General features: G+C 64.7%; 29 protein-coding genes, 2 pseudogenes and 2 riboswitches. Of the genes and pseudogenes, 10 read left to right on the top strand and 21 right to left on the bottom strand.

Going from position 1 to position 25,966, the window contains the following annotated elements:
• From V9L18_RS15780 to V9L18_RS15805, 6 genes and pseudogenes are all read right to left on the bottom strand, one after another.
• Positions 1-393: pseudogene (locus V9L18_RS15780) on the bottom strand (pyridoxal 5'-phosphate synthase lyase subunit PdxS); the annotation flags it as partial.
• A 136-nt stretch (positions 394-529) separates the two neighbouring features.
• The gene (pgsA, locus tag V9L18_RS15785) at positions 530-1,159 is read right to left on the bottom strand and encodes a phosphatidylinositol phosphate synthase (protein ID WP_337348114.1); all 630 of its coding nucleotides are present in this window, start codon (positions 1,157-1,159) and stop codon (positions 530-532) included.
• Complete coding sequence (locus V9L18_RS15790) at positions 1,149-1,736, bottom strand: HIT family protein (protein WP_337348115.1); 588 nt, start codon at positions 1,734-1,736, stop codon at positions 1,149-1,151. Before V9L18_RS15790 ends, pgsA begins: the two co-directional genes overlap by 11 nt.
• A 20-nt stretch (positions 1,737-1,756) precedes the next feature.
• A complete protein-coding gene (gene thrS / locus V9L18_RS15795) occupies positions 1,757-3,766 on the bottom strand; it encodes a threonine--tRNA ligase (RefSeq protein ID WP_337348116.1) in 2,010 nt (669 codons plus the stop codon).
• A gap of 146 nt (positions 3,767-3,912) precedes the next feature.
• Positions 3,913-7,401 carry a DNA polymerase III subunit alpha gene (locus V9L18_RS15800; protein ID WP_337348117.1) on the bottom strand — a complete coding sequence of 1,163 codons (3,489 nt, stop codon included), beginning with the start codon at positions 7,399-7,401 and terminating at the stop codon, positions 3,913-3,915.
• Positions 7,398-7,730, bottom strand: coding sequence for a DUF6504 family protein (locus V9L18_RS15805; RefSeq protein WP_337348118.1), 333 nt, complete (start codon positions 7,728-7,730; stop codon positions 7,398-7,400). The genes V9L18_RS15800 and V9L18_RS15805 overlap by 4 nt, the downstream gene beginning before the upstream one ends.
• A gap of 165 nt (positions 7,731-7,895) precedes the next feature.
• Here V9L18_RS15805 and V9L18_RS15810 point away from each other — a divergent pair, with 165 nt between their 5' ends.
• The gene (locus V9L18_RS15810) at positions 7,896-8,285 is read left to right on the top strand and encodes a hypothetical protein (protein WP_337348119.1); all 390 of its coding nucleotides are present in this window, start codon (positions 7,896-7,898) and stop codon (positions 8,283-8,285) included.
• 92 nt (positions 8,286-8,377) lie between these two features.
• Here V9L18_RS15810 and V9L18_RS15815 read toward each other — a convergent pair whose 3' ends face one another.
• A complete protein-coding gene (locus tag V9L18_RS15815) occupies positions 8,378-8,698 on the bottom strand; it encodes a chorismate mutase (RefSeq protein ID WP_337348120.1) in 321 nt (106 codons plus the stop codon).
• 19 nt (positions 8,699-8,717) lie between these two features.
• Between V9L18_RS15815 and V9L18_RS15820 the strand changes: the two genes are divergently transcribed.
• Positions 8,718-9,140, top strand: coding sequence for a VOC family protein (locus V9L18_RS15820; protein WP_337348121.1), 423 nt, complete (start codon positions 8,718-8,720; stop codon positions 9,138-9,140).
• A 60-nt stretch (positions 9,141-9,200) separates the two neighbouring features.
• Here V9L18_RS15820 and V9L18_RS15825 read toward each other — a convergent pair whose 3' ends face one another.
• Positions 9,201-9,950 carry an SOS response-associated peptidase gene (locus V9L18_RS15825; RefSeq protein WP_337348122.1) on the bottom strand — a complete coding sequence of 250 codons (750 nt, stop codon included), beginning with the start codon at positions 9,948-9,950 and terminating at the stop codon, positions 9,201-9,203.
• Between the two features lie 118 nt (positions 9,951-10,068).
• Between V9L18_RS15825 and V9L18_RS15830 the strand changes: the two genes are divergently transcribed.
• The 3 genes from V9L18_RS15830 to V9L18_RS15840 all read left to right on the top strand — a co-directional run bounded on the left by V9L18_RS15830 (position 10,069) and on the right by V9L18_RS15840 (position 12,147).
• The gene (locus tag V9L18_RS15830) at positions 10,069-10,326 is read left to right on the top strand and encodes a mycoredoxin (protein WP_310163639.1); all 258 of its coding nucleotides are present in this window, start codon (positions 10,069-10,071) and stop codon (positions 10,324-10,326) included.
• Between the two features lie 97 nt (positions 10,327-10,423).
• The gene (locus V9L18_RS15835; protein WP_337348123.1) at positions 10,424-11,509 is read left to right on the top strand and encodes an S-(hydroxymethyl)mycothiol dehydrogenase; all 1,086 of its coding nucleotides are present in this window, start codon (positions 10,424-10,426) and stop codon (positions 11,507-11,509) included.
• On the top strand, positions 11,506-12,147 hold the full coding sequence (locus V9L18_RS15840) for an MBL fold metallo-hydrolase (protein WP_337348124.1): 642 nt from the start codon (positions 11,506-11,508) through the stop codon (positions 12,145-12,147). The genes V9L18_RS15835 and V9L18_RS15840 overlap by 4 nt, the downstream gene beginning before the upstream one ends.
• Positions 12,148-12,191: 44 nt before the next feature.
• Here V9L18_RS15840 and V9L18_RS15845 read toward each other — a convergent pair whose 3' ends face one another.
• Positions 12,192-12,959 (bottom strand): lipoate--protein ligase family protein, encoded by a 768-nt coding sequence (locus V9L18_RS15845; protein ID WP_337348223.1) that lies wholly within the window; start codon positions 12,957-12,959, stop codon positions 12,192-12,194.
• A 16-nt stretch (positions 12,960-12,975) separates the two neighbouring features.
• Here V9L18_RS15845 and V9L18_RS15850 point away from each other — a divergent pair, with 16 nt between their 5' ends.
• Entirely contained in the window at positions 12,976-13,365 is a 390-nt protein-coding gene (locus V9L18_RS15850) for a DUF2177 family protein (RefSeq protein WP_337348125.1), read from the top strand.
• A gap of 67 nt (positions 13,366-13,432) precedes the next feature.
• Here the strand turns inward: V9L18_RS15850 and V9L18_RS15855 are convergent, their stop codons facing one another.
• Positions 13,433-14,236 carry a thioesterase family protein gene (locus tag V9L18_RS15855; RefSeq protein ID WP_337348126.1) on the bottom strand — a complete coding sequence of 268 codons (804 nt, stop codon included), beginning with the start codon at positions 14,234-14,236 and terminating at the stop codon, positions 13,433-13,435.
• 158 nt (positions 14,237-14,394) lie between these two features.
• On the opposite strand from V9L18_RS15855, the gene V9L18_RS15860 reads away from it, so the two are divergent.
• A complete protein-coding gene (locus V9L18_RS15860) occupies positions 14,395-15,072 on the top strand; it encodes an endonuclease/exonuclease/phosphatase family protein (RefSeq protein ID WP_337348127.1) in 678 nt (225 codons plus the stop codon).
• 23 nt (positions 15,073-15,095) lie between these two features.
• Here V9L18_RS15860 and V9L18_RS15865 read toward each other — a convergent pair whose 3' ends face one another.
• The 3 genes and pseudogenes from V9L18_RS15865 to V9L18_RS15875 form a co-directional block, all read right to left on the bottom strand.
• On the bottom strand, positions 15,096-15,632 hold the full coding sequence (locus V9L18_RS15865; protein ID WP_337348128.1) for an NUDIX hydrolase: 537 nt from the start codon (positions 15,630-15,632) through the stop codon (positions 15,096-15,098).
• A gap of 61 nt (positions 15,633-15,693) precedes the next feature.
• Complete coding sequence (locus V9L18_RS15870) at positions 15,694-15,885, bottom strand: DUF1918 domain-containing protein (protein ID WP_337348129.1); 192 nt, start codon at positions 15,883-15,885, stop codon at positions 15,694-15,696.
• Positions 15,886-15,950: 65 nt separating this feature from the next.
• Positions 15,951-16,243, bottom strand: a pseudogene (locus V9L18_RS15875) (SAM-dependent methyltransferase); the annotation flags it as partial.
• 42 nt (positions 16,244-16,285) lie between these two features.
• On the opposite strand from V9L18_RS15875, the gene V9L18_RS15880 reads away from it, so the two are divergent.
• A complete protein-coding gene (locus tag V9L18_RS15880) occupies positions 16,286-16,792 on the top strand; it encodes a metallophosphoesterase family protein (RefSeq protein WP_337348130.1) in 507 nt (168 codons plus the stop codon).
• A gap of 30 nt (positions 16,793-16,822) precedes the next feature.
• Here V9L18_RS15880 and V9L18_RS15885 read toward each other — a convergent pair whose 3' ends face one another.
• The 3 genes from V9L18_RS15885 to V9L18_RS15895 are packed head-to-tail and all read right to left on the bottom strand — an operon-like array spanning position 16,823 to position 18,168.
• A complete protein-coding gene (locus V9L18_RS15885) occupies positions 16,823-17,263 on the bottom strand; it encodes a DUF1810 domain-containing protein (protein WP_337348131.1) in 441 nt (146 codons plus the stop codon).
• A gap of 24 nt (positions 17,264-17,287) precedes the next feature.
• Complete coding sequence (locus V9L18_RS15890; RefSeq protein WP_337348132.1) at positions 17,288-17,857, bottom strand: DNA alkylation repair protein; 570 nt, start codon at positions 17,855-17,857, stop codon at positions 17,288-17,290.
• The gene (locus V9L18_RS15895; protein WP_337348133.1) at positions 17,812-18,168 is read right to left on the bottom strand and encodes a TraR/DksA family transcriptional regulator; all 357 of its coding nucleotides are present in this window, start codon (positions 18,166-18,168) and stop codon (positions 17,812-17,814) included. The genes V9L18_RS15890 and V9L18_RS15895 overlap by 46 nt, the downstream gene beginning before the upstream one ends.
• An 83-nt stretch (positions 18,169-18,251) precedes the next feature.
• Between V9L18_RS15895 and V9L18_RS15900 the strand changes: the two genes are divergently transcribed.
• The gene (locus V9L18_RS15900) at positions 18,252-18,401 is read left to right on the top strand and encodes a hypothetical protein (RefSeq protein WP_337348135.1); all 150 of its coding nucleotides are present in this window, start codon (positions 18,252-18,254) and stop codon (positions 18,399-18,401) included.
• A gap of 24 nt (positions 18,402-18,425) precedes the next feature.
• Here the strand turns inward: V9L18_RS15900 and V9L18_RS15905 are convergent, their stop codons facing one another.
• A complete protein-coding gene (locus V9L18_RS15905; protein ID WP_337348136.1) occupies positions 18,426-19,718 on the bottom strand; it encodes a lytic transglycosylase domain-containing protein in 1,293 nt (430 codons plus the stop codon).
• Positions 19,719-20,096: 378 nt separating this feature from the next.
• Positions 20,097-20,298: riboswitch (cyclic di-AMP (ydaO/yuaA leader) on the top strand.
• Positions 20,299-20,301: 3 nt separating this feature from the next.
• Between V9L18_RS15905 and V9L18_RS15910 the strand changes: the two genes are divergently transcribed.
• Positions 20,302-21,159, top strand: coding sequence for a C40 family peptidase (locus V9L18_RS15910; RefSeq protein ID WP_337348137.1), 858 nt, complete (start codon positions 20,302-20,304; stop codon positions 21,157-21,159).
• Positions 21,160-21,228: 69 nt separating this feature from the next.
• Here the strand turns inward: V9L18_RS15910 and V9L18_RS15915 are convergent, their stop codons facing one another.
• The 4 genes from V9L18_RS15915 to V9L18_RS15930 all read right to left on the bottom strand — a co-directional run bounded on the left by V9L18_RS15915 (position 21,229) and on the right by V9L18_RS15930 (position 25,255).
• Positions 21,229-22,692 (bottom strand): protein adenylyltransferase SelO, encoded by a 1,464-nt coding sequence (locus tag V9L18_RS15915; protein WP_337348138.1) that lies wholly within the window; start codon positions 22,690-22,692, stop codon positions 21,229-21,231.
• A gap of 347 nt (positions 22,693-23,039) precedes the next feature.
• Entirely contained in the window at positions 23,040-24,017 is a 978-nt protein-coding gene (locus tag V9L18_RS15920; RefSeq protein ID WP_337348139.1) for a dienelactone hydrolase family protein, read from the bottom strand.
• 82 nt (positions 24,018-24,099) lie between these two features.
• Positions 24,100-24,993 carry a ribonuclease Z gene (locus tag V9L18_RS15925; RefSeq protein WP_337348140.1) on the bottom strand — a complete coding sequence of 298 codons (894 nt, stop codon included), beginning with the start codon at positions 24,991-24,993 and terminating at the stop codon, positions 24,100-24,102.
• A gap of 49 nt (positions 24,994-25,042) precedes the next feature.
• Entirely contained in the window at positions 25,043-25,255 is a 213-nt protein-coding gene (locus V9L18_RS15930; protein ID WP_337348141.1) for a hypothetical protein, read from the bottom strand.
• A 445-nt stretch (positions 25,256-25,700) separates the two neighbouring features.
• Positions 25,701-25,860: riboswitch (cyclic di-AMP (ydaO/yuaA leader) on the top strand.
• Positions 25,861-25,966: the final 106 nt, after the last annotated feature.

The following is a 25,966-nucleotide window of genomic DNA, read 5'->3' on the forward strand; positions in this document are numbered from 1 at the left end:
GTCGATGTGGTTGATGTAGTCGGCCGGGGTCAGGACCTCGGACTCGTCAATGTAGTCCACGCCCAGGGACTGCAGGATCTGGGCTTCGACGAAGTGGCCGATCCGTGCCTTGGCCATGACCGGCACGGACACGGCGTCGATGATCTTGTCGATCATGTCGGGATCGGACATGCGGGACACGCCGCCCTGGGCACGGATATCGGCCGGAACGCGCTCCAGCGCCATCACTGCCACGGCACCGGCGTCTTCGGCGATGCGGGCCTGTTCGACGTTGACGACGTCCATGATGACGCCGCCCTTGAGCATCTCAGCCATGCCGCGCTTCACACGGCTGCTGCCCGTGACGCTGTTCGCGGACGAACCGGCTTCGCTGCTTACATCAGGTGTAGACACAAAAACCCCTATGGGTAGATAGATGACCTTCGCCGGGCGTGAGGGCGGCACAAAGCCGAAATGAACACGCACCGGATTGCCGGATCCATTGACCGGGCAGTCCTAATACTAGTCCCACTGCGGGCGGCGGGCTTAATCAGGCTTCATCCGTTGTTGCCGCTCCGGCCAGGGACTGGCGCCGGACCGAAACGATGCGTTGGATCACCGTGACGAGGCTGGCAACGGCAAGCACTGCGAGGGTTGCCTGCAGGACAATAAGAGGCAGGCCCAGACCGGTGAATCCTGTAACGACCAGCACCGAAACAAGCCGTTCGGCGCGTTCGGCGATCCCCACGTTTGCGGTAAAGCCCAATGATTCGGCCTTGGCACGCGCGTAGGAGACCACCATCCCCAGGACAAGGCAGACCATCGCTCCAATGCCGATCACCAGGTCCGCGCCACCGGTGAAGAACCAGATGGCGAGGCCTGCAAACAGTGCACCGTCGGCGATCCTGTCAAGCGTGGAGTCCAGGAAATTCCCCCACCGCCCGCCGGTGTCCCGCATCCTGGCCATGATGCCGTCCAGCACATCGGAGAAGATAAAGGCTGTAATGAACAGCGTTCCCCACCACAGCTGGCCGAGCGGGTAGAAAACCAGGGCGCCGGACACCACGCCAACCGTACCTACCACCGTGACGGCGTCGGGGGAAACACCAATTTTCAGGAGCCAGCGGGCAAGCGGTGTAAACAGCGCGGTGAAGAAACCGCGCGCGTGCCTATTCAGCATCCGTCTCCCCGGGCCAGGCCTCGGCCACCTGCCGGCGCACCTCGTCGAGGGTCTGGGTGATGGCTTTAGTCTGGGCGATGATCGGGAAGAAATTACCGTCCCCGCCCCACCGGGGAACGATGTGCTGATGCAGGTGCGCCGCGATCCCTGCGCCGCCCACGACACCTTGGTTCATGCCCAGGTTGAAGCCTCCAGGGTTCGACACCTTGCGCAGCACTTTCATCGCGGTCTGCGTCAGCTCGGCGAACTCGGCGGTCTCCTCCAACGTGAGGTCTGTGTAGTCCGGCACATGCCGGTAGGGGCAAACCAGGAGGTGGCCGGGGTTGTACGGGAACAGGTTCAGCACCACATAACAGGTCTTCCCCCGGTAGACGATGAGGGCTTCCTCATCGCTCCGGCCGGGGCCCACGCAGAACGGGCAGTCGTTTTCATTCTTGAACTGGTGCTGGCCGCCCTTGATGTACGCCATCCGGTGCGGAGTCCACAGGCGCTGGAAGGCATCCGGGACACCGGCGAGGTCAAAGTCGTCGGTCACGCCGGAATCGCCTGGATGCCCTGCGCCTGTGTTCTCCTGCACCGTATTCTTATCCGTTTCCGCTAGCTGGTCCGGTTACGGACGGCTTCTGTGATCCGCTTGACGGCCTCGGCCACCGGCACACCGTTGTCCTGGCTTCCGTCACGGAAGCGGAAAGACACTGCGCCTGCCTCGGCGTCGTCGCCCCCGGCGATCAGGACGAACGGGATCTTGTCCTTGCTGGCAGTGCGGATCTTCTTCGGGAACCGGTCCGACGACGTATCCACCTCGGCGCGGATGCCCACCGCCTTGAGCTGGTCAACGACGTCGAACATGTATTCGTTGAACGTTTCGGCTACCGGGATGCCCACTACCTGGACAGGGGAAAGCCACGCGGGGAACGCGCCGGCGTAGTGCTCGGTGAGGACACCCATAAACCGTTCGATGGAACCGAACAGCGCACGGTGGATCATCACCGGACGCTGGCGGGTGCCGTCGGCTGCCTGGAATTCCAGCTCGAAGCGTTCGGGCAGGTTGAAGTCCAGCTGGATAGTGGACATCTGCCACGTACGGCCCAGTGCGTCCTTGGCCTGGACGGAAATCTTCGGTCCGTAGAAGGCTGCTCCGCCCGGATCCGCTACCAGTTCCAGGCCGGATTCCTCTGCCACTTCGGCGAGTGTCCGGGTGGCTTCCTCCCATGCGGCATCCTCACCCACGTACTTCTCAGGGTCCTTGGTGGAGAGCTCCAGGTAGAAGTCGTTCAGGCCGTAATCCTTGAGCAGGTCCAGCACGAACGTCAGGGTCTTGGTGAGTTCGTCCTTCATTTGCTCGCGGGTGCAGTAGATGTGGGCGTCGTCCTGGGTCATGCCGCGGACGCGGGTCAGGCCGTGCACCACGCCGGACTTTTCGTAGCGGTACACGGAACCGAATTCGAAGAGCCGCAGCGGCAGTTCGCGGTAGGAACGTCCACGGGAGCGGAAGATCAGGTTGTGCATAGGGCAGTTCATCGGCTTCAGGTAGTAGTCCTGGGCCGGCTTGCGGATAGTACCGTCAGCGTTGAGTTCCTCATCCACGCGCATGGCCGGGAACATGCCCTCCTTGTACCAGTCCAGGTGGCCCGAGACTTCGTACAGATGGCCCTTGGTGATGTGCGGGGTGTAGACGAACTCGTATCCGGCGTCGACGTGGCGCTGCCGCGAGTAGTCCTCCATCTCCTTGCGGATGATGCCGCCCTTGGGGTGGAACACCGGCAGGCCGGAGCCCAGCTCGTCCGGGAAAGAGAAGAGGTCAAGTTCGACGCCGAGCTTGCGGTGGTCACGCCGCTCTGCCTCCGCGATGCGCTCCTGGTAGGCCTTCAGCGCGTCCTTGGTGGGCCAGGCGGTGCCGTAAATGCGCTGCAGCTGCTGGTTCTTCTGGTTGCCCAGCCAGTACGCGGAGGAGGACCGGGTGAGCGCGAAGGCGTTGGAGATGAGCTTGGTGTTGGGCAGGTGCGGGCCGCGGCAGAGGTCGCACCATACAGTGGTGCCCTCTTTGCGCTCGACGTTGTCGTAGATGGTGATATCGCCGGCGCCGACCTCGACGTTTACGCCCTCGCCCGCCTCGGCAGCCTGGTTCTTCTTGCCCAGAAGTTCGAGCTTGTAGGGCTCATTCTTCATTGATTCGCGGGCCTCGTCCTCGGAGACCACACGGCGGACGAACTTCTGGTTCTGGTTGATGATCTTAAGCATCATCTTCTCGAGGGTCTTGAGGTCCTCGGGGGTGAACGGTTCCGCGACGTCGAAGTCGAAATAGAAGCCGTCGGTGATGTAGGGACCGATACCCAGTTTGGCCTCAGGGCGCAGCTGCTGCACGGCCTGGGCCATGACATGGGCGGTGGAGTGGCGCAGGACGTTCAGGCCGTCAGGGGAATCGATGGTGACGCCCTCGATGTCGGCGCCTTCGGGCAGCTCCTGGTCCAGGTCCTTCAGCTCGCCGTTGACGCGGGCTACAACAACGTCGCGGCGCTCAAAGAAGAGTTCCGCACCGGTTGTCCCGGTAGTCACCTTGGTCTCTTCGCCATCGACGATGAGGGTGATCTGCTGGGCATCTGACACGGGTGTCTCCTATTCAAAGTTAAGGCTTCATAGCTTGTGGCGTACGGGGACCACAGCCAGCCATCGTCAATGCTATCGGTTTCCCAAGGGGCCGACCAACGGGACCCGCAGTCCCCGGGGGCCTCGTTTGGCTGGGGTGGAGCGGCTCAGCCACCCATCCCGGTGATGGCCAGGCTGCGGTTGATTCCGTCCAGGGGATGGGGTACATCGGTTGTCTCGGGGCTGGAGGCCGGGAACGGGAGGGTCTCCACCCGGCTCAGGTCCCAGGCCATGTTGGCGCTGAGGCTGATTCCCCGGGGACCTGTCCGCCTGGTGGTGCCGCGGATAAGCAGCAGCCTGGTGCCGAACAGCAGCAGTCCTGCCTGTTCCTGCGCTTCGTGGAAGAAGACAGAGTCGATACAGCCGGTGCCGTCGTCGATACTGATGAAAACCACGCGGCGCCCACCACGCATGGGCGGGGTCTGAGTGGCGATGCGCACCCCCGCAACCAGCACTTCAGTGCCGTTGCGCAGGCCCAGGAGCTTGTCCGAGGTGGTGACGCCGAGCCTGTCCAGCATGGGACGGTGGCTGTCCATCAGGTGCCCGCTGGCATCAATGGCCATCAGGTCCAGCTCAGCCCGGACGTTATCCACGAGTGTTGGCGCAGGAAGGCCGGGCTTGACGTTTCGAAGTTCCACGTCACCCAGTGGCAAGGACAGTTGTCCCTCAATAACCTCGATGCCCTTCCGTGCACTTCCCGCTGACTGCATCCTTTGCAGGTGCTGGACGAGGTCTGCACGGTTGGCCGCGCCACCGGATTCACGGTGCAGGGAATCAAAGGCACCAAGCTGTGCCAGCCTCTTGATGCTGGGTTTGCTCAGCCGGGACCGCGCCCGCAGGTCAGCCAGCGAGTCATACGGCTGCCCTGCCACGATACGTTTGAGCTCGGCCCCGGAGAGTCCGTAAATGCCCTTTAGGCTCAGCCTGATCCCAAGTTTGCCGCGGTCCTGCCCCTGCCCCACGCGTTCCACCCGGTATTCGGCCTGGCTCCGGTTGATGTCAAGGGGCAGGATGGGGATGCCCAGCCTGCGGGCTTCGGCGACCAGGAGCCGCTTGGGATACATCCCGGGATCGTGCTCCCACAGCCCGGCGAGGAAAGCCTCCGGGTGATGCGCCTTCAGCCAGGCGGACTGGTAAGTGGGTACGGCAAAGGCGGCACCGTGCGCTTTGCAGAAGCCGAAACTTCCGAAGGCCTTCAAAGTGCCCCACACCTTGTCCACGACATCCGGTGAATATCCTTTTGCCCGGGCTTCCTTCCGGAAGAATTCCTCCACCTTCGGTTCGAGTGCCTCGTTGCCCAGGGCGCGCCGGAATTCGTCCGCCCGGGCAAGTCCGCACCCCGTCATGACGTCGAAGGTCTTCAGGATCTGTTCGTGGAAGACGGTGACGCCATGGGTTTCCTGCAGAACCGGTTTCAGGTCCGGGTGGGGGTACACCTCCGGTGCAAAACCGTGGCGGTGTTCAAGGAACGGGCGCACCATGTCCGATTTCATGGGTCCCGGGCGGAACAACGAAATGTCGATGATGAGGTCGTTAAATTCGCGCGGCGCCATCTTGCCAATGAGCTCCCGCTGGCCCGGCGACTCGATCTGGAAGCATCCCAGGGTGTGGGTGCTGCGGATCAGTTCATAGGTTGGTTCGTCGTCCAGCGGCACGGCGTTGAGGTTGATAAGGCCATTATGGGCGATATAGTCCGGGCCAGTTCCCTCCGGACCCGTTGGGTGTGCCCCCGCAGCAACCACTTCGGCTTTGGAGGGATGAAGCCGGATGACCTCACGGACAGCGAAGGCCATGGCACTTTGCATCCTGACCCCCAAAACGTCCAGCTTGAGCATCCCCATGGGGTCCATGTCATGTTTGTCGAACTGGCTCATGGGCAATCCCAGTCCGCTGGGCTGCACAGGGGTACGGTCCAGGAGCGTGGCGTCACCAAGGATTACCCCGCACGGGTGCATGGAAATATGCCTGGGAAGCCGGTCCAACCGTTCCGTGAGGTCCACCAGCAGGTCAAGCTGCTGGTTTTCGGCGAACTCCCGTTGCTCCACCCTGCCGGCGAACTCGCGCAGTTCAGGTTTCTCCACCAGCGCTTCGCGGAACTTGCGGGCCGAAAAACGCCACAGCTGCTTGGCGATCTCCCCAACATCGCCCTCGTCCATGCCCAGGGCCATGCCGGCATCCCGGACAGCGCCGCGCGCACGGTAGCCGTTCTGCATGCTCATCAGCGTGACGCGCTCGGCACCGAAGCGGTCAAAGATCCTCCGGTATACGTTGTGCCGCTCAGCGCTTTCAACATCGATGTCGATGTCCGGCAGGGTGGCCCGGTCCTGGGACAGGAACCGTTCGAAGATCAGGTCATGCTGCAGGGGGTTCACCTGGCTGACGTCGATGAGGTAGTTGACCAGGCTGGAAGCTCCTGAACCCCGGGCGGCGGCGCGGACTCCCATGTCAATGATCATCCGGGAAACCTCGGCAACAGTCAGGAAGTAGGAGGAGAACCCAAGGTTTCGGATGATCCCCAGTTCGTGCTCCAGCCGCGAGCGCATTTCCTTTTCGGCGGTTCCGGATACGCCGGGAAACCTCTTGCCGATACCGGCCTCGCAGCGCTGGACCAGCTCAAGGTGCGGGTCCTGGCTGATACCGATGACCGAGGCTTCAGGGACTACGGGCTGCTTCCAGCCCATGTCAGTTACGGGGTCAATCCGGCAGAGGTCGGCGAGCGCTTCTGTCTGCGCCATGAGCTGTTTGAGGTCCGCCGCACCGTATCCTGCGGCGCCGATGATTTCCTTGCCCAGCTGGAGCATTTGGGCGGACGATTTCAGCCAGGCTTGCCCGTTGGGCTGAAGGAGGGGTTCTGCGGCCAGTTCAGGCAGTGACTTCAGTGTGCGGGCCGAGTCCAGGACGTCAGCCGTGGCGGCGCCGTCCTCGGCGCAGTACCGGACGGCATTGGTGAGCACTGCCGGGACCTGGTGCTCCTCCGCAAGTTTGAGCATCCGCACCGCGTGGGCTGTGCTCAGTGGTGAGCCCGGCGAGCTCAGCTGGGAAACCACTTCGGCGACCATGGTTCCTCGCGGCATGGCATCAAGCCAGCGTTTGAAGAGGGTGCGGGGACGCAGGTACCGCCGCCCGCCCATGGCACGTCCGACGTCGGAATCCGGGCCGATAAGCACAGTCAGGACCGGCTTCAGGGTTTTCGGATCAAGCGTCCGGGAGGCGAGTTCGGCGCGGGTGACGGCTACCGGCACTGCTCCCCCGGCTTTGCCGGAGGTCCGGGCATGGGCGTCGGACACGAGCCGGCACAGCGCACGATAGCCCGCACCGCTGTTGTGGCCACGGGCGAGGACCACCACCCGTCCGGCAAGCTGGGTTCGGTGGTCGCCGTCGTCGTCGAACACCGCAAGGTCAACACCCACGATGGGGTCAATCCCTGCTGCCATGCAGGCCTTGAGGTGTTTGACGGTGCCGTACAGGCCGTCCCGGTCAGTGCAGGCGAGGGCGGTGGCGGCGTCTGAGGCAGCAACCTGGGCAAGTTCGTCCGGCCAGGACACCCCGTAGTGGGCGCTGAAGGCTGTGGAAACGTGGAGGTGTGTGAAGGTCATGCTGTTCTGGGTTGGATTGCGTCATGGATCCGGAGCAGCCGCCAGCGGCCGCTTCCGAGGTGGCGGCTCAGGTCCAGGGTGAGGGTTTCTTGCTTCAGGTGGCCGGTTTCAGCTGGTTCTGCCCGCACCTGGACCCGCCAGATTTCGTGGTCCACCAGCCCCGGCCCGCTTCCCAGGGGTGCGCGGCTTTCCTCGGCCCACCACTGCCTGCGTTCGAACCACCGGACAGGTTCGGCGCAGACGGTGTAGTGCTGCCCTGCCCACTGGAGGGACACCGGCTGTCCGGATGCGCTGCAAAGGACGTCAACTGTTTCGCTGAACATGCCCAAGGGCGCCTCCCGGAACTGAATGAACCGTTGCCCGGGGACGAGTCATCCCGGGGTTTCGAACACGGCTGTTCGAATACATATTCGAACAAATCCAGTCTACGCCGGTGCCCCGGCAAAACCTAGACAGGGGTGGACGGACGGGACGGCAGGTAGCAGGATGGTGGCATGAGCACCAATGACGCACTCCTGAAGCAGGTAAGCATCAAAGCCCAGGACTCCACGCTCCTGGCCACTTTTGATATTGAAGGCAACATCCCGGGCTCGGGTGCGTACGTGGTGGGGCTTATGGCCGCCAGCCCTGACTACTCATCGCAAAGACGGCTGGGCATTGAATTCATGAACGGGGAGGCGATCGCCTTCTACTCGTTCAGCCATGAACAGGGAACCGAGGAGAACTACGACCTCAGCGGAGTCACGCATTCGGGCAGCACCATTACCGGAGTCTTCCCCATGGATGCTATCCACGGGCTGGGCAAGGGACACATCATGTCTGCGTTCAGTGAGGCCGACGGCCGGGAATTCCAGTCCGGCATCGCCGTCGAGGAATCACTCTAACCAGGGAAAAGAGCAGGCGCCCTGCCGGAACAAATCCGGTGGCAGGGCGCCTTGGAATTTCTGGGAACAGCTCGGGACTGCTGGGGACAGTATCAGCTGTTTTCTTTATGGACCTTCAGCTCGAGTTCGATGAATCCCGAGATCATGGCCCGGTACGTTGACTCCACAATGTCCGGATCGATGTCCTTCTTTTCCGCGGCGGACCGGACGTGTTCGATGATCCGCTCCACCCGGCCAGGGGCCCGGACTTCGGCGTCGTCCCCCTTGAGGGTTCCGGCAATCCTGATCAGCCGTTCGCGCCGGGCAATGAGGGTGACGATCTGGTCATCCACCTCGTCGACTGCAATCCGCACGGCGGCGAGCTGTTCCTTGTCGGCCAGCGCGTCCCTATCGTTTCCTTGAATTGTCGCCATCTTCTGACAGTATCGAAGCATGCAGCCCAGAGTCGACTTCATCTCACTAGGTGTACGCAGCGTAGCCGCCTCCCGCCGCTTCTATGCCGAAGGCCTTGGCTGGCCCGTGCACAAGGAATTCCCTGATGACGTGTTATTCATCCAGGTCAACCACGGACTCATCCTCTCCCTGTGGAATGCCGGCCAAATGCAGGCCGAGGCCGGAGTTGATGCGCCAGGGCCGGTCCCCTGCATCACGCTCAGCCACAACCTGGCCAGCACGGAAGAAGTGGACCGGGTCATGGCCGAAGCCGCTGCTGCCGGGGCGAGTATCGTTGCGGAGCCGGTCACCCAGCCGTGGGGCGGGTACAGCGGCTACTTCGCGGACCCGGACGGCTTCCGCTGGGAAATTGCCTACAACCCCACGTGGGCAGTGGACGACGCCGGCAAGGTCACCGTCTAGGAGTCAGGAACCCCCGCCGCACCCGGGTCAGGGGATGGGTCAACGAACGAACGGCTTGGCTTAGAACAGCGCCTCGACGGGACGGATGAGTTCCGGGGAATTGTTGCGGACGTTTCCCACTTCCCGGCCAACAGAATCCACGCGCCAGTCCCCTGCCACATCCTTCACATGGGCGCGGACCAGGTCCACCAGGAAGGCTGCATCGTCAATGTGCGGGTCGATCCACGACTCCATGGTGGCCCGGTCCATGGGCAGCGGCACACGGTCGTGCAGGGCGGTGAGCTTGCCGAAGACAGTTGACTCCGATCCCGGCGGCGGTGTGTCAGCGGTCAGGATGGAGGTGGAGAGCAGCCACCGCCCCGGCTCGCCCTCGGCCTTCGACGGATCCTTCCACCATTCGTACAGGCCGGCGAACACCAGCCCGCTGCCTTCGCCCGGGTGCACGTAGTAGGGCTGCTTCGCCTTACCTGTGCCTTGTTTCCACTCGTAGTAGCCATCCGCCGGGACAGCGCAGCGGCGTGACTGGACGGCTTTGCGGAACGCGGGCTTCTCCAGGACCGTTTCGGAGCGGGCATTGATCATTTTGGACCCGATGCCCGGGTCTTTGGCCCAGGACGGAACCAGGCCCCAGCGGGCCACGTGCAACTGGCGGACGGTGGAGTCGTCAATCAGGCGCTCCAGGACTATGGGAACGTCATCGGTTGGCGCCACATTCCACGACGGCGGCAACTCGACGTGCTCCTCGAGCTGGGCATCGAATTCAGCCAGCAGGTCCCCCACGGCACGTGCCATCACATAGCGTCCACACATGGCACCAGCATGCCATTACTGCTATTCACTGTCATCCGGGGCCATCGGCTCCGGGGAATAGTGGGCCGCGGGTTACCGTTGATGGGAACGAACCCCCTTACTGATTTAGGAGAGCTCCGTGGACTTTACCCCCGAGAACGGCACCATCACCATGTTTTCCACCACCTGGTGCGGCTACTGCAACCGGCTCAAGAAGCAGCTGGACGCGCAGGGCATCGGCTACACGGAAATCAACATCGAGGAAGTCGATGGCACGGCCGAACTCGTGGAGCAGCTCAACGGCGGCAACCGGACCGTCCCCACCGTGCTTTTCCCGGACGGCACTGCTGCCACCAACCCGTCAGCCGCTGAGGTCAAGAGCCGCCTGGCTGCCTAGTGCCGGACCGGACACCCCCGGGCCTGGCGTGATAGACAGAACGGGACCAACATTCACTGTTGGTCCCGTTCTTTCTATCTGCATTAGGGAGCCTTCCATGGTCCATAAAGTCAAAGGTGTCGTAGCCCGTTCCAAGGGGGCCCCGGTCACGCTGGAAACCATCCTGGTCCCGGATCCGGGACCAGGTGAGGCCCTGGTGGACATCATCACTTCCGGCGTCTGCCACACTGACCTGCATTACAAGCTCGGCGGCATCAGCGACGACTTCCCCTTCCTGCTGGGCCACGAGGCCACCGGAGTTGTCTCAGCAGTGGGCCCGGACGTCACGGACGTGGCCGCCGGCGACCGCGTGGTGCTGAACTGGCGCGCCGTCTGCGGCAACTGCCGTGCGTGCAACCGCGGCGAGGCGCAGTACTGCTTCAACACGCACAACGCGACCCAGAAAATGACCCTGGAGGACGGCACTGAACTGTCCGCTGCCCTGGGCATTGGCGCCTTCACCGAAAAGACCCTGGTGGCCGCCGGGCAGTGCACCAAGGTAGACCCCGACGCCGATGCTGCCGCCGTCGGACTGCTCGGCTGCGGCGTCATGGCTGGGATTGGCGCCGCCATCAACACCGGCGGCGTCAAACGCGGCGACTCAGTGGCCGTCATCGGCTGCGGCGGCGTGGGTGTGGCCGCCATCGCCGGCGCCGCGCTCGCCGGCGCCAGCACGATCATTGCCGTCGACATTGACGCGAAGAAGCTGGAGCGCGCCCGGGAACTAGGCGCCACCCACACCGTTGATTCTTCGGACACCGATCCGGTGGAAAAGATCCGCGAGCTCACCGGGGGCTACGGCGCAGACGTGGTGATTGACGCCGTCGGACGTCCCGAAACCTACAAACAGGCGTTCTACGCACGCGATCTCGCCGGAACCGTGGTGCTGGTTGGCGTCCCTACGCCAGAGATGACGCTGGAACTCCCGCTGCTGGATCTTTTCGGCCGGGGCGGGTCGCTGAAGTCGTCCTGGTACGGCGATTGTCTCCCGTCGCGGGACTTCCCGATGCTCATCAGCCTCTACAGGCAGGGGAAGCTGGACCTCGACGCCTTCGTCACCGAACGGATCACCATCGACCAGGTGGAGGAAGCCTTCGACAAGATGCATTCCGGTTCCGTGCTGCGTTCGGTGGTGGAGCTGTGAGCCTTCGGATCGACCGGCTGGTTACGTCGGGGACGTTTTCGCTCGACGGCGGCACCTGGGACGTGGAGAACAACGTCTGGATTGTGGGCGATGACCAGGAGTGCATCGTCATCGACCCTGCGCACGACGCCAAGGCCGTCGCCGCCGCAGTGGGCGGACGGACGCTGAAGGCCATCCTGCTCACCCACGGCCATGATGACCACATCGGGTCTGTTGGCGACTTCTGGGACCTCGTGCAGGCGCCCATCCATCTCCACCAGGGTGACTGGATGCTCTGGCGGAGCGTCTACCCGGAGGTGGATCCCGACCGCCACATCAGCCACGGCGACATCTTCGAGGTAGGCGGGGCGAAGCTCAAGGCCCTCCACACGCCTGGGCACTCGCCCGGATCCGTATCCTTCCATCTGCCGGATGGGCCCGACGGCGGAGGCACCGTGTTCACCGGTGACACGCTGTTCCAGGGTGGGCCCGGCGCCACGGGCAGGTCCTACAGCGACTTCCCCACGATCATCGACTCCATCCGGTCGTGGCTGCTGCCGCTCCCCCCGGAGACGGTGGTACGGACGGGCCACGGCGACAGCACCACCATCGGTGCCGAGGCGCCCCACCTGGATGCGTGGATCGCCCGGGGCCACTGACAGCCCCGGGCCGCTGACAGCCGGGAGGCAGGCGGCCGTGCGGGCTACGCTGTCCCGCTGTCCAATCCGGCGTAGCTGCTGAAGTCGGCGAACCGGAGGGAGGCGTAGCCCGCATAGGTGGACAGCAGCGCATCCTCGACGGCCTGGACGTCGAGCCCCGGCACCAGATCGTTGGCCGCGCCGGCGGTTGCCGGGTCCCAGTCCAGGCCCAGCGCCGCGTAACTGTCGGTCAGCACCCCGCGGATCGGAGCGGAGTCCTCCACAACGATCACGGAACTGAAGAGCCACCCGCCCGCCACCACACGCTGGGCGGTGCCTACAAGCTTGACCCGGTGCGCCGGGTCGGCCGGGTCCGTGCCGTGGACACTGAACTCCCCCGGGCAGTATTCCCCCGGGATTTCGCCCACGGCTGCCTGCACGCCCGCGCTCCGCAGGGCCTGCGCCAGCAGTTCACCGAAGAAGCCGAACCGGGTCTTGGAGCCGGCGATCGCATCAGCGTGGGGTTCGATATGGTCCACGACAAGGGTGCCTTGGTGGTAGGCCGCTGCCCGCCCGCCCGCCTTGCGCACGAGGGGCTCGAAGCCGCGGTTGCGGCAAGCCTGGGCGGCGGCCTCAAAACCCGGAAGCCTGGTGTCCCGCTGGCCGAACGCAACCGTGGGGGCGGGACGGTACAGGCGGAGGGTGGAGCCGATCCGGCCGGTCTTTGCCTGGCCCAGCAGGTCCAGTGCAAGGTCAAGGTCCTCCGCCGCGCCCAGCGACCGTTCCTGCCGCACCACGGTGAGGTGTGGCCCTCCGGTTCCGGCATCCTGCATGTTGCTAAGCTCCCTTATGGTCATATTGCAATTCCTCGTTGTCGCCGCCGCGTTCGCAGCCATTGACGCCGTGTGGCTGAAGCTGATGAACCCGTTCTACCGGAGCCACATCGGCGAGTTGCTGGCGGACAAACCACACCTAGGTTACGCCGTGGCCTTCTATGTCATTTACATCGCGGGAATTGTCTTCTTTGCGCTGCGGCCAGCGCTCGACGGCGGCAGCTGGCTGACCGCCGTCGGCTACGGCGCCGCGCTGGGCGCCTTCGCTTATGCCACCTATGACCTGACCAACGCTGCGACCCTCAAAACCTGGCCATTGCAGCTCATCGTGGTGGACATGCTTTGGGGAGCCGTGCTGACCGGGCTCTCCACGCTGGTGGGCTGGCTCGTGTTCCGGACCAACTGACTTATACCCCGGCCGAGGGAACCGGCTAACTGGCCCGCGGGCGGCCGTGAAGGACCCGGGGGCCGCCTCAGGTCTTGCGCAGCGTCAGGATCTGTTCGGCACGGCCGAACGGCCCGGAGATGTCGTGCAGAACCGTGGAGGTGAGGCCAATTCCGTCCGTCCCGAACGACACCGCGTTCTCCAGTCCCAGCCACTCACCCTGTGGACGCCGGTACATGTGGATCTGCAGGTCAAGGTTGGGAAACGCGTAGCTGTCCTTTCCCGGCGGGACGCGTGCTGCGATCCCGTTGGCCGTGTCCACCATGCCCATCAGCCGGGCGAGGTCTCCGGTGTCGGCGGCGTCGGTCAGCGGGTGGGCGGTCCGAAGCCAGACCGTACCGGCACCGGGCCGGTGCCCCTCTGCGACGCGCATTTCCAGGGACCGGATATACCCACCCGGCCAGACGCTGGCGCCGTCGTACGGCTTGCATTCGTCCGGCGTGGCAATGGTGGAGTCCTCGACGGCGGCCACAGCGCTTGTGTCGCTGGTGACCAGGCGCCAGGCGGTGGCGCGGATGGCCACCCGGCCGTTGGCGATGAGTTCGGCCTGCAGCAGCTCGATGGTCCTGCCCGGCCGGAGCGTGGTGGTCTCGATGTGGAATTCGCCGCCGGGGATCAGCCCCAGGATCTCGTAGCTGAGACGGGCCATCCTCATGTCCTCGCGGGGATGGTGCCGCTCAAGGCTGTCTGCCATCAGGCCGGAGGCTGGGGCCATATGCTGCTCGTGCTCGTTCCAGGCCCCTTGGGCGTGGATGGTGGAGCGGAACCGGCCGCCGCCCAACGCCTGGTAGTAGAAGTTGCCGTCGGCAAGTTCGGGCAGATCTCTGGTCAACGTTGGCCCTTCCCGTGGTTCTGGGTGAATCGCCACTAACTCTATCGGTTCGCTCAGGACGCTTTGCCCGGACGCGGCGAAATGTTGGCACCTGCAGAGTGCGTTCAAAGTAGACTCAGGAACTGGTCCTGTCAGCAACCCTCGAGAAGAGGTGTCCGATGCGCGTCATTAGCTACAACCTCCGGAAGCACAAGGCGAGCGGAGAACTCCTGGCCCTCGCCCGGAACTTTGAGATCGATGCGCTGTGCCTGCAGGAAGTCGATTCCGCCGACCTGCCCGAAACCCTCGGCCCCCTGCACCTGGCCGACACCACCAAGGGCAACCGGCTGGGGCTGGCCATCTACTACCGGGCGAGCCGCTTTACGGCCGTCAACACGCAGTCTTTCGCGCTGAAGAAGTCCATGCACGACCGCGTGCTGGCGCCCGCCCACGAACGGCTCATCGGAACCCGTGTGGTGGACAATGAAACCCAGCACGAACTGGTCATCGGTTCCTTCCACGCCGCTCCGCTCACCGCCTCCAACTCCCTGCGGCGGCACCAGATCCATGCTGCCCACGCTGAACTGCTGAGCATGGGCAGCGGACTCATGACGCTGATGGTGGGTGACTTCAACTACCCGTTCTTCACTAAGAACCTCCATGCCCACATGAAGGACTCCGGCTACGCGCTGTCCCTCAGCGATCGGCGGACCTACACCCGTTACAAGGTCTTCAAGGGCCACTTCGACTTCGCCACGTCCCTGGGCCTGGACATCGAAAGCGTGGAGACGCTGCCTCGCGGCAAGTCCGATCACCTGCCTATCCTGGTCACCGCGGAGTACGGCCAGGACACCTGACGGCCAAATAGCCTGGGGCGCCCCTAAAGGCGGGCGTCCGTCAATGAGAGCATGCGCGTCCGCAACCCAGGCCAGGCGGCGGCGAAGCCTGGGTGCAGTTCCCTGGCGTCGACCTCGGCCAGCGGAACCCAGAGCAGTTCAATGCTTTCGGGGTCGCTTATGACGGGCTCAAAGGGGTCCGTGACGAACAGGACCACAGTGGTGTAAGACCAGTAGCCGACGTCCAGCACGGACGTGAACAGGACGCTGACGTTCTCCCCGGGCACGGCGGCTTCTTCGTGGGCCTCCCGCAGCGCTCCTGCAACTGCATCCTCGCCCTGGTGCAGCGCTCCGCCGGGAAGCCCCCACGTTCCGCCGTTGTGGCTCCATTGGGCGCGGTGCTGCAGGAGCACGCCCCGGTCCGGATCGTAGGCGAGCACCCCGGCTGCACCGAACCTGCCCCAGAAACGCCCGAGGTCCCCTTCCACCCAGGCATCGCCGGGATCACGGGGACCCGTCCTGCCAGGAGGTTGCTGACGGTGCGGATTATTGGCGTCGGTGCCGGACGTGTGCGCGGTCATGGAATGATCCATGGCTCCAGTCTGACATGTACCTGCCGGCGGCATGCAGAACCAGGCGGCCCTATTCCCCGTGTGGCTTGTCGACGGCGAAGTCTCCGCCGGGATACATAACGGTCTCGTGGCCGTCGTCAAAGCGGACCAGGTAAGGCGGATGGCCTTCCTGTCCTTTGACTTCAAGGATGACACCGTGCCGGTCGGTCGACCCGACGGTCCTTCCCCTGACGATGATCCTGTCACCCTGAGCTGCCTCCATGGCAATCACCTCCCAGCCCCAGAGTACGACTCAACAGCAGGCCGTAACAGGGTACATTTTGGACCTCAGGTGTCGGTGAGCCGGTACACCGAGACGTGGCTGCGGGAATCCGCGGCGAATTCGCTGCCGTCCCAGTCCGCCCACCTGGATTCCAGCCTAAATCCTGCCAACTGCGCCATCAGGTCGAGTTCGCTGGGCCAGATGTAGCGGTGGGGTGGGCGGCATTCTGGAAACACCGGACCTGGTGGTCCTGGGTCAGGAGGTTCGCGATGGTGTTGAACACCAGGAACGCCAACGCAAAGTTCTCGCCCGCGACAGCCTCGGTCATGTCACCCTGAACGACGGGAATGCGCGGATCCACGAACCCCACCGGCGCCGGGCAACGTGGCAGGATTCAGTCATGCCGCTGCACCTCGTACTCGTCTCCGACACCCATGTTCCCCACCGCGCCCGGGACCTGCCTGCGCAGGTCTGGGCCGCCGTCGAAAGCGCCGACGTGGTGCTCCATGCCGGAGACTGGGTAACAGCAGAACTGCTGGACCAATTTGAGCGGCGAAGCCGGCGCCTCATAGGGGTGTACGGCAACAACGACGGGCCGGAACTCCGCCGGCGGCTTCCGGAAACGGTGGCCGTCACACTGGAAGGCGTGCAGTTTGCCATGGTGCATGAGACCGGCCCGGCCAAGGGGCGTAGCGAACGCGCGGAGTCGCACTATCCGGACGCCGACGTGTTGGTCTTCGGGCACAGCCACATACCGTGGGATACCACTACCCCGCGCGGGTTGCGCCTGCTCAATCCCGGTTCGCCGACGGACCGCCGGCGCCAGCCGGTCTGCACGTACATGACTGCGGTGGTTGACGGTGGCCTCCTGCAGCAGGTGGAACTCGTGGAGGTGCGGAAGGACTGACCCGGAGGTCGGGAGAGTCCGTCCGCCCGGTCAGTCCCTGTCAGCCGCCAGAAGGGAGTCGGTGGCGGGGTCCGGCTGCCCGTCGAAGAAGTCGGCCAGCACGGTCTTGAAGATGGTCTCCCCCGGCGCGGCACGCAGGAACAGTGTCATCGAAGAGTGCAGCTTCCTGGCGTCGATGCCGCCGAGGATGTCCGTGGCCGAGCGGCCGGCGTGGGTGTCGATGGCGGCTGCGGACTCCAGCAGCCGCGGGCCCAGGACATCATGCTTCAAGTAGGCCTGCGCTTCTTCCAGCGAATTGATGGCGTACCTAACCGACGTGGGGCTGCTGCCGAGCCCGGCAATCTGCGGGAAGATGAACCACATCCAGTGGCCCGTCTTCCTGCCCAGCTGCAATTCGTCCAAGGCCCGGCTGTAGGTGCCGCCGTGGTCTTGAGCCTCGACAAAACGCTCGAGGTCGTAGGGATCGCTCATCTCCGTCTCCTTCTCTCAGGTGTTTCAGGCTACTTCTGCGGTCAGGGATGCTGCGTGGCGGATCCAGCCATCGGGGTCCTGGCTCCAGCGCGTGATCACGACGCCGGCGCGCTGCCGGCCAGGTCCGTCCAGCACCTTCAGGAGCGGGACTACAACGTCGGTGATCAGCGGGATTACCAGCTCACCGCTGTGCGCGGATCTGATAAAGCCCTCGAGCCTGGTCAGGTCCGTGTGCAGCAGCATGGCCACCCGGGACTGCAGCAGCACCACAGCGGCGAGGCGACGCTCATAGACGGGCTTCCTGCCGGGACCTGGTTGACCCCAGAGCAGTGAGGCCAAGGCCACCACGTCATCGTGGCCAAGGTCCTTGAACTTCCGTCCGGCGTCGCGGACGGTTCCCCGGACCGCCCCCACCGACGCACCATAGGAGCCCAGGGCACCGCCCATCCGGGACGCCACCTCGTCCGCCCGGTACCAGGCTCCTTCGTTCTGCAGCGTGGCATCAATGAAGTCCGCGGCATCCAGGACTGTCTGGTTCACGGCTACCGTCAGCGGCGCCCGGTGGAGGCATGCTCCAGGCAATAGGGGGTCCATGGCCTGGCCTCCAGGCGGCCCTCGGCGATAGGCACGCCACATACCTCGCACACGCCGTAGGTGCCATCGGCAACTCGTTGCAGGGCAGCTTCCACCTGAGCCAGGCCCGAGCTGCTCTGTTGTAGCAAGGCCGAGGCCTGGGACAGCTCGAAGGCGATGGTGGCACCCTCGGGGTCGTGTTCGTCGTCGACGTTGGAGTCCTGGCGTGCAGCATTGGCTGAGGAAATGTCGGCCCGCAGCGCCGGAAGCAGGGCAAGCTTTCGCGCACGCTCTTCCTCCAGCAGGATCCGGAACCGCTCAAAGTCAGCCATGGGAAAAGCCTACGCCGCGGCACCTTCGCAGGACTCGACAAGTGGCACTCAACGGAGCATGCTGTCACTCGTAAGCGCCTCAGATGCCACCTGGTAATCCGTTTGACGCCGCGGGTGATTCCTACACCATTCCACCGGGGCATGACTCCTGGGTGGACGGCGACCAGGCCTTCGTCGGCATTGAATTCGTCAGCGCCGCCGAATTTGCCAAACCAGCACCGGACTCCGCCTAGCCTTCGCGTCAGCGCCCGGCCGGGTCAGTACCAGTTGTATTGGACGGAGTGGTTCCAGGCCCCGCACGGAGACGTGTAACGGTCCCGGATGTACCCGAGGCCCCACTCGACCTGCGTCCGGTAATTGGTGAGCCAGTCGCTGCCGGCGCTGGCGTACTTCCCGGCGGGCAGCGCCTGGGCGATCCCGTAAGCGCCGGAGTAGGGGTTGGTGGCCGTGGTCAGCCAGTTGGATTCCTTGGTCCACAGCTGCGCCAGGCACAGGAACTGGTCCTGGCCCCAGCCATAGGCGGACAGCCGGCCCGAAGCGTAACTCTTAGCTCCGGCGGGGTCGTTGACGGCACCGCCAGGAACGGAAGGGACGACGACGGGCGGCGGGCTCGGCGTCGGACCAGGGGCGGGAGGCGGAGCCGGCGCCGGCTCCGCCGGAGCAGCTGGGCCGGCCGGTGCGGCGGGCCCTGGATTTACCGGCTTCTGGGCGGCGGCCAGGGCCGCGGCCTTGGCCGCCGCCTCGGCCTGTTGGCGGGCCTGCTCCTGCGCTGCGGCGCGTTTAGCTGCCTGCGCGGTCTCGTAGGCAGCCAAAGCCGCCTGGCCCTGCCGGAACTCCCCTTCGACGGCGGCAGTGGTGCCCTTGAGGGATGCCAGCTGCGCGGTCAGTTCCTGGCTGTGCTCCTGCTGCTCCGCAACCTGCCGCGACATGGCCTGCTGGGCCGCCTGGGCGGCGTCGAGCTTGCTCTTGGCTTCCCCTGACAGCCGTTCGCGTTCAATCCTCGCTGCCCTTTCCTGATCGGCGAGGGCCCTGGCGACCCGTTCGGCAGCCGCGGATTTGTTCACCAGGGCCGCGGTCTTGTCGCTGACGATCTGCACGATATTCAGACCCTGGATGCTGTTGGTCTGGACGGCGTCGAGGGCTACGAAGAATCCCATATTGGTGCCGCCGGTCTTGTACGACTGGGCTGCCAGGGCGCCGATTTCCTTTTTGTACTGCCCGAGTTCCGCCGTGGCGCGTGCAGTCTGTGCGGTGAGGACGTCAACCCTTGAGCTGGCAGCCTGGAGCGCTGCGTCCGCCGCGGCGTATTCGGCAGCGGACGTCACGGCAGCGCCACCCAGTGCCTCAGCCTGCGTCTGCAGCCCACCCAACAGTTCGTTGATCCTGGTGACCTCCGCAGCCTTACCGGCCTCGCTTTGCTTGGCGTTTTGCACGTCCTGCCAGGAAGGGTAACCGCCTGGCGGAGTATCGTCGTCGGCATGCGAAGGCGCCGTGGCGAGCGGGGCCGCCAAAACAACCGCCAGCAGGCCCGCAACGGCAGGCAGCCTCATTCTTTGAGCAAACCGGGACATAGTTGGTGAGCTTACCGGGCGAAACTCTTGCCTAGTGGATGCTGGTCCAACATTGTTATCCAGCAGAGATCCCTCCCGTAGCAGCCGCAGGGCAGGCCTCTTTTACCACGCATCAGGCCTCAATCTGAGGATCAAAATGCCACACGGCCTCTTTTGTTACGTGATTTCCATCACGCGGCACCAGCTTTCGCAGCATATGCCGCTATCGGGGCCTGACCTGCAACGTCATTCCACACACGGAAGAACCCCACCCGAAGATAAGGTGGCTTTTTGGCCTACATTCCGTTACCGGAATGTGACATTCCAAAAGAGCAGAGGTTATGGTCGAGCGGTGTCCTGGCTCAAGCCGGGGCATTCCCGTCAGTATGCCGAACCCTGCCGCTGAACCGGGACCCCAGTTACTTTCACTGGCAGGGACGGGGGAACCACGTTTCCACGGCTTCGTTCCGAAGCCTTGGGGTTAAGTCGATATCGCTCCGTCCCGTACGGAGCCGTAACCGGCCGGGTGTCTCCGACCCGAACCCGACAGCTCACCCCGCAGGCATGGGAGAGGCGATTACCCGTGTCAAAAAACTCCACTGCCGCACGCCATCGTGCGACTTCTGTCCGCCCCACCGTCCTGGTTGGCCTGTCTTCCTCGGCCAAAGCCCGCGCACTGACGTTCGGCCGGCCCGCACTTGCCGCAGTTGCCGCGTCCGGGCTGCTCTTTAGCGTTGGCACCCCGGCGCAGGCCGGCGTCCACGGCCCGGACTCGTCCGGGACCGTCAATGTGCAGGGCCAGACCAGCGCACCGGCACCTGCACCGGCCGCCGTTGCACCGGCCGCGGCTGCCGCTCCGGCCGCCGCAGCCACCGTCCACACGGTCGTCTCAGGCGACACCCTGGGCGCAATTTCCGCCGCCTACGGCGTGGCCCTGAACGACGTCCTGGCTGTGAACGGCCTGTCGCTGACCACCATCATCTACCCCGGTGACCAGATCCAGATCCCGGGTGCCGGCTACACTGCTCCGGCTCCGGCTCCGGTGGCGAAGGCAGCCGCAGCGCCCACTGCCCCGGCCAACACCGGCGTCCAGCTGGCTTCCACTGCCGCCCCGGCGGCGCAGGCACCGTCCGGCTCGCTCGGCGCTGCCATCCTGGCTTCCGCCTATTCGCAGCTCGGCGTTCAGCAGGACTGCACCGCCATGGTGGAGAAGGCACTGCGCTCGGTGGGCAAGAGCGTGGGAGACCTGGCACCCACCCAATTCTTCGCGTACGGCACCGTGGTGGGCACCCCTGCAGCCGGTGACCTGGTCATCACCGCCGGCCACGTGGGCGTCTACGCCGGCAATGGCCAGGTTGTTAGCGGCGGCGTGGACGGTTACAAGACCGAAGTCCACTCCATCAGCTGGTTGTCGGGAGCGTCCTTCGTCCGCGTAGCGTGAGTCCGGCCGGTTCGACGGCGGCGGGCGGCAATCAGCCGCCTGTCGCCGTCGTCCCCCGTTTTTGTTCGCTCAGGTTCCGCAGAACGTCCGGTAGCTGCCGAAGTCAACAGGCGCGGGACCGGCGTAGCGTTCCAGGCCGGGGCGCTCAGTGTACGGCTGCGTCAGGACGTCCACCAGGCGGTGGAACGGGTCCAGGTCGCCGGCGGTAGCGGCGCCCAGGGCTTCTTCCACCAAGTGGTTCCTGGGGATGTAGACAGGGTTCACCCGGTCCATCATGTCTGCGTCCGGTGCCAGGGCGAGCCACTTCTTGGTCCACGCGTCAAATGCTCCTGGGTCCGTGAACATGGTACGGGCTGCGCCGGGTGTACCGCGGGCTGCGGACCCGAGGCCCCGGAGGAACGAGGTGTAATCAACCTGCCCCTCTTCAAGCATTGCGAGCAGGTCATTCACCAGAGGCCCCGCTTCGTCGTCCCTTGCCTCCGCGCCGAGCCCCAGCTTGGATTTCATCCCGGTGGACCAGGCCGTACTGTACAGCTTCCGGAACGCGCCCAGTGACTCCACAGCGAGCGCAACGGCCTGCTCCTGATCCTCGTGGAGCAGGGGCAGAAGCGCCTCGGCCAGCCGGGTGAGGTTCCATTCAGCGATGACTGGCTGGTTGGCGTAGGCGTAACGTCCGCCGGCGTCGATGGAGCTGTAGACCGCACCGGGGTTGAAGGCATCCATAAACGCGCACGGTCCATAGTCGATGGTCTCGCCCGAGATGGTCATGTTGTCCGTGTTCATTACCCCGTGGACAAATCCCACGAGCATCCACTGGGCCACCAGGGACGCCTGGGCGGCGATGACCGCATCGAACAGCGCGAGATAGGGCTGGTCCGCCTTCGCGGCGTCCGGATGATGGCGGCTGATCGCGTGGTCGGCCAGCCGACGGAGGAGCTCCGTGTCGCCGTTGACCCGGGCGAACTGGAAGCTGCCCACACGCAGATGGCTGCTCGCAACGCGGGTCAGCACAGCCCCGGGAAGCATGGTTTCGCGGCGGACTGGCCGTCCCGTGGCCACGACGGCAAGCGACCGTGTGGTGGGAATGCCCATGGCATACATGGCTTCACTGACGAGGTATTCGCGCAGCATCGGACCGACGACGGCGAGGCCGTCACCGGCACGGGCGAACGGGGTACGGCCCGAGCCCTTGAGGTGCACATCGCGGAGGCGCCCGTGAATATCCGTGACCTCCCCCAGCAGGAGGGCGCGCCCGTCTCCCAAGAGTGGCGAATAGCCTCCGAACTGATGCCCGGCGTATGCCTGGGCCACAGGCGTGGCACCTTCCGGGACCCGGTTGCCGATGAGCATTAGCGTCCCCTCCGGGGTCCGCAGCAACGCCGGATCCAGGCCAAGTTCGCTGGCCAGCGGCTCGTTCAGCACGAGGAGTTGCGGGGACGGAGCTTCCTCGGCCTGCCAAGGTACAGCAAGCTCCTCGAACTCCCGGGCGAAGCGGCCATCGAAGGTGAGCGTTGTTGGCGTTGTGGTGCTCATCTTTCAAGACTACCCGCGCCTGCGGCGGGACCGGCGGCGTAAAATCTTTCGTACCGGTTCATCGCTGCCCAGGCAGTCAGGGTAATGGGAAGGTCGCGGTACCCATGGTCAAGAATCCGTTCGGGCATCATCAGCACGAGGAACAGAAACCGCCCGATTCAGCCAAACACAGCCACCGGCCCTGGCTGAAGAGGGAGGATGCAGGTTTTGAACACGGGCGGAGCAGTCTCTTCTTCCTCGCCCATGACCTTCCCCAGCCGCCCACTGTGACCTGCATCCAGGGACATGAGATACCGGACGGGCAAACCACGTGCCACCACGGCCATCCCATCGGGTGACGCCGCGCGTCAGACGTGCTGCTTGAACCACGCCAACGTGTCGTTCCAGGCCGCCGTTGCCTGGGCCTCGTTGTACCGTTCACCGGTGTCGTTGTGGAAGGCGTGGTCCACGCCCGGGTAAACGGTCAACTGGTGTGTGATGTTGTTGGCCGCCAACGCGTCCTTCAGTGCCGGCATGGCCCCCGTGATCCGCTGGTCCCGCTCGGCATAGACGCCGAAGACCGCTGCCTTGATGGCTGGGACTTTGTTGAGGTCCGGTGCCGGGCCGTAGAAAGCGGCCGTGGCTGCGAGCCCGCTGAGCTCCGTCGACGCCTGCCACGTGATTCCGCCACCGAAGCAGTAACCGTTCATGGCGATCCTCGCCGGGTCCACGAAGTCCTGTGACGCCAGGTAGTCAAAGGCCGCGGCGAAATCGGCCACGTGGCGTTTGGCGCCGGCGCCCGTCAGCGCACCAGGTACCGCGTCGGCATCCATCCCCGCAGTCCCGCCCTCCCTGCTGAGCAGGTCCAGGGCCAGCGCACTGTAGCCGGCTTTGGCGAACCGCCGGGCAACGTCCTGGATGTGCGGGGTGAGTCCGCGGTTCTCGTGGCAGACCAGCACTGCAGGACCGGCCGCTCCCCCGTCGGGCCGGGCAAGGTAGCCCCTGATGTCGGTGCCGCTGGAAGGGAAGGTGATTGTCGACGTCGTCAGCCCTGTTGTTCCCTCGGGAACGGAGAGCGGGCTCTTGGCTCCGGGGACGGCACCGGCGGCCGCGGTGCCCTTGCCTGCCGCCGAGGACGTTGGAGAGGGGGTGGGCATGGGGTCGGTGCTCCGCGGGACTTCTTCGGGGGTGCAGCCCACGAGCAACATTGCGGCCGAGGTCGCTGCCATGCTTCCGGTGATGAAAGCGACGCGGCGGGTAAACGTGCGGTGGGTCATGTCCCCGGCACGGTAATCGTCGAAGAATTCCTCGATCAGATACTTCTCAAACTTGCCAAGCTGGATCATGGGAGCCTCCTGGGATGCCCAAACATCCTCCTCCGATGTCAGGCGACGGGCAAGGGGCGCCGGACGTTGCGGGGGTTGTTGTTTAGTGCGGTTGCCGGCGTTTAGGGAAGGCGATCCGGTCCAGGTCATGGGCGGCAATGACGGCAGCCCCGCCGGCACGGTCCCGGGCCTGCCGGGCGAGGAGCGTGACGTCATCGCCATACCGCGAGGAGAAGTGCGTCAGGATCAGCGTGCCGACGGCGGCGCTGGCCGCCAACTCCCCTGCCTGCCCGGCGGTGAGGTGCCGGTACTCCCTGGCGAGCCCGGCGTCGTCGTTGCTGAATGTTGACTCCGCCACGAGCAGATCCGCACCTTCAGCCAGTTTCTCCGCGCCCGCGCAAGGGGCGGTGTCCATCACAAAGGCGAATTTCTGGCCGGGGCGGGCCACCGTCACGTCCTCAAGACGGACGTTTCCCAGGCTTCTCTCACGCTCCAGGCGCCCGACGTCGGCTCCCCTGATTCCTGCCGCGGCCAGCCTATCCGGAAGGAAAGTGTGGCCATCTGGTTCGGTGAGCCGGTAACCGTACGTTTCGATGCGGTGCTTTAGCGGCTGGACCTCCAGGCCGGGCGCCACGGTTCCCGCGGCGCCGTGCGGATACAGCCGCAAATCAATCCCGGGAGAACTAACCGCAACCAGGGCACGGACGAGGTCCTCCCCCGAAGCCGGAAAGTGCAGGTGGACCGGATGGGCAACGCCGTCCAAGGCCATCCGCGACAGCACGCCGGGCAGTCCGAAGCAGTGGTCGCCGTGCACATGGGTCAGGCAGATGCGTGTGATTTGGCTGGCCGCTACCCCGGCGTGGAGCATCTGGCGCTGGGTTCCCTCGCCAGGGTCAAAGAGCAGGCCCTCGCCGTCCCACCGCAACAGGTAGCCGTTATGGTTCCGCGTCCGCGTGGGGACTTGGGAGGCTGTGCCGAGAATGACGAGGTCACGCATGGGGATAGCGTAACCAAGCCTGGTTTGGCGATGAGCGCTGGGACGGTACTTAGTGCAGCAGCCAGGACCCGTCCGAGGGGGGTTCAGGTTTCCGGCGCAACTTCCGGAAGAGGGCGACAAAAGGCCATGCCAACAGTTGCAGCATGCCTGCTGTCATCAACAGGCAGACAACAAGGATAAGGACGGGCGCGTACAGGAGGAACACCCCAGCCATAGTGGCCAGATAGCCACCGATCAACCCGAGAACGGCCTCGGCGTCCATCTCAACTCCTCTTCACTTTTTACGGATTTAAACGTCAGGGCAGTGGCTTGAGCGCTTGTCATAATCCAAGGGAGACTGTCAGGGGCCAGTGATGACGCGCTTGCGTGGAGGCTCGATCCAATAAGGAATCGTCCAACACGAAATCGGGCACAGCCGTGCGATGCCTGCAATGGGGAGACTGGCGCTGGCTGCGGCCACGGGGAATCCCTCCAGGATGCTGGGGTGGACTCACACCCAGTCTGCAATGGCGGCCGCATACTGCCTAACGGTTTATCCAGCCTACTCTTCGATCCTCCCGCGCGGAAGAATGGGCTCGGCAAGCAAGGAGACTCACCACTCCGGACATTCCTGTTACCTAAACGTGACTTTTAGGGGGTGGTTCATGTACGGTTTTCGGGTGGCCCATCTGGATCGGGCCGCGTCCGGGGTGACGCCGAGCTCTGCCACATCCCGGGCTCCCAACACAGTAAGGCAGAGACGGGGACCCACAGTCTTCGGGCCGTTTCGCAGCGGTCCTTGGGGTGAAGCCGTCACGCCTGAACGTGCCGGCCGGTTGACCTCTTCCGAACCCGACAGCTAACTTCGCAGGCGTTGAGAGGCAAATACCATGTCCCGTTCGCTGGATCAGTCGCGCCCTTTTCGGGCCGGGCGACACCGCGCAGAAACTGCGCCGGTCATCACCACTCCACCCACCCCAACCGGTTCCGGCGC

Origin of the sequence: Pseudarthrobacter sp. CCNWLW217 (assembly GCF_037203985.1) — a bacterium.
Taxonomy (GTDB): domain Bacteria; phylum Actinomycetota; class Actinomycetes; order Actinomycetales; family Micrococcaceae; genus Arthrobacter.

What these genes read in the sequence shown, in the direction of transcription:
- pgsA (WP_337348114.1), bottom strand. Translation starts at nt 1,159, where the DNA reads ATGCTGAATAGGCACGCGCGCGGTTTCTTCACCGCGCTGTTTACACCG.
- V9L18_RS15800 (WP_337348117.1), bottom strand. Translation starts at nt 7,401, where the DNA reads ATGACCTTCACACACCTCCACGTTTCCACAGCCTTCAGCGCCCACTAC.
- V9L18_RS15810 (WP_337348119.1), top strand. Translation starts at nt 7,896, where the DNA reads ATGAGCACCAATGACGCACTCCTGAAGCAGGTAAGCATCAAAGCCCAG.
- V9L18_RS15815 (WP_337348120.1), bottom strand. Translation starts at nt 8,698, where the DNA reads ATGGCGACAATTCAAGGAAACGATAGGGACGCGCTGGCCGACAAGGAA.
- V9L18_RS15820 (WP_337348121.1), top strand. Translation starts at nt 8,718, where the DNA reads ATGCAGCCCAGAGTCGACTTCATCTCACTAGGTGTACGCAGCGTAGCC.
- V9L18_RS15825 (WP_337348122.1), bottom strand. Translation starts at nt 9,950, where the DNA reads ATGTGTGGACGCTATGTGATGGCACGTGCCGTGGGGGACCTGCTGGCT.
- V9L18_RS15835 (WP_337348123.1), top strand. Translation starts at nt 10,424, where the DNA reads ATGGTCCATAAAGTCAAAGGTGTCGTAGCCCGTTCCAAGGGGGCCCCG.
- V9L18_RS15845 (WP_337348223.1), bottom strand. Translation starts at nt 12,959, where the DNA reads ATGCAGGATGCCGGAACCGGAGGGCCACACCTCACCGTGGTGCGGCAG.
- V9L18_RS15850 (WP_337348125.1), top strand. Translation starts at nt 12,976, where the DNA reads ATGGTCATATTGCAATTCCTCGTTGTCGCCGCCGCGTTCGCAGCCATT.
- V9L18_RS15860 (WP_337348127.1), top strand. Translation starts at nt 14,395, where the DNA reads ATGCGCGTCATTAGCTACAACCTCCGGAAGCACAAGGCGAGCGGAGAA.
- V9L18_RS15865 (WP_337348128.1), bottom strand. Translation starts at nt 15,632, where the DNA reads ATGACCGCGCACACGTCCGGCACCGACGCCAATAATCCGCACCGTCAG.
- V9L18_RS15870 (WP_337348129.1), bottom strand. Translation starts at nt 15,885, where the DNA reads ATGGAGGCAGCTCAGGGTGACAGGATCATCGTCAGGGGAAGGACCGTC.
- V9L18_RS15880 (WP_337348130.1), top strand. Translation starts at nt 16,286, where the DNA reads ATGCCGCTGCACCTCGTACTCGTCTCCGACACCCATGTTCCCCACCGC.
- V9L18_RS15885 (WP_337348131.1), bottom strand. Translation starts at nt 17,263, where the DNA reads ATGAGCGATCCCTACGACCTCGAGCGTTTTGTCGAGGCTCAAGACCAC.
- V9L18_RS15890 (WP_337348132.1), bottom strand. Translation starts at nt 17,857, where the DNA reads ATGGACCCCCTATTGCCTGGAGCATGCCTCCACCGGGCGCCGCTGACG.
- V9L18_RS15895 (WP_337348133.1), bottom strand. Translation starts at nt 18,168, where the DNA reads ATGGCTGACTTTGAGCGGTTCCGGATCCTGCTGGAGGAAGAGCGTGCG.
- V9L18_RS15900 (WP_337348135.1), top strand. Translation starts at nt 18,252, where the DNA reads ATGCCACCTGGTAATCCGTTTGACGCCGCGGGTGATTCCTACACCATT.
- V9L18_RS15905 (WP_337348136.1), bottom strand. Translation starts at nt 19,718, where the DNA reads ATGAGGCTGCCTGCCGTTGCGGGCCTGCTGGCGGTTGTTTTGGCGGCC.
- V9L18_RS15915 (WP_337348138.1), bottom strand. Translation starts at nt 22,692, where the DNA reads ATGAGCACCACAACGCCAACAACGCTCACCTTCGATGGCCGCTTCGCC.
- V9L18_RS15920 (WP_337348139.1), bottom strand. Translation starts at nt 24,017, where the DNA reads ATGATCCAGCTTGGCAAGTTTGAGAAGTATCTGATCGAGGAATTCTTC.
- V9L18_RS15925 (WP_337348140.1), bottom strand. Translation starts at nt 24,993, where the DNA reads ATGCGTGACCTCGTCATTCTCGGCACAGCCTCCCAAGTCCCCACGCGG.
- V9L18_RS15930 (WP_337348141.1), bottom strand. Translation starts at nt 25,255, where the DNA reads ATGGACGCCGAGGCCGTTCTCGGGTTGATCGGTGGCTATCTGGCCACT.